Below are 857 nucleotides of genomic sequence, written 5' to 3'. Positions count from 1 at the left end.
TCATAAAAGTTACTGGCACCACCAGAGAAAATCATCGATAACGCAACCAACGAATTAAGATTTAATTTAGAACTTGTCACTAAGTAGAAAAACAAACCCAAAAGGAAAGCACCGACAGCTAGAACAAAAATCCCGAACAGATGTTCATCAGACAAACTATTACCTAACCCTAAGAAAGCACCAATATTTTCCGTATATCCAATACGAAAAACATCTGAAAAATAACTATTCATCATGTTTCTTGACAGATGTTCTGAGGCTAATAATTTCGTAACTTGATCAACACCGATACAAGAAAGGCTAACCAATAAAATAACTTGAAGCTTTTTCCAAATATTCATATTACCTCTACAACTACCGAAGGCTTATAACGCCTGGGATAAGGTGCGCCACGGTGAACTCACCAAAYCCACTAAACTCCAAACCAAAAATGCCGAGTCAAACAAGTCACCTTGATACCTTTGTTATGCAACTCCATCCATTAATACGATCATACTTGGTCGAAAATCTTTCCACGCGTGATAAATCTGCGGCATACAGGCAACAAATCAGGACTCTGATAATTCCGATTCACTTTCAACGATTTGGGCCAGAGAAACCTGCATGACAACCTAATACGGACTGGCTTGGCTGCTGCACCAAACCAATAGGCAAAGAAATGCGCCAACACTTTCACAGCTGAGCAACGTTGAAATTATAATGTTGAATTGCCAGAATCAAAGGCAGCAAAGAAGGCAACAACAAGCTTACCTTCGGACTTTCAGGCAGCCTTTCGGCAAACAAATGGCCAAAGAAATCGTGGAAACAAGCGATGGATTATCTACCATTGAAAATCTTGGCTCTAGGTGCATAACGCC

General features: G+C 40.1%; 1 protein-coding gene. It reads right to left on the bottom strand.

Annotated features, from left to right (window positions below; genetic code table 11):
- Window positions 1–341 (bottom strand): signal peptidase II (locus EDI28_RS26005; protein ID WP_128786700.1); only part of this gene is annotated, 341 nt, incomplete at its 3' end.
- Window positions 342–857: the final 516 nt, after the last annotated feature.

It is taken from the genome of Photobacterium chitinilyticum, assembly GCF_004104355.1.
Classification (GTDB): Bacteria; Pseudomonadota; Gammaproteobacteria; order Enterobacterales; family Vibrionaceae; genus Photobacterium; species Photobacterium chitinilyticum.
Note: the sequence above shows the minus strand (reverse complement) of the source record. Positions and strands in the feature narration are given on the sequence as shown.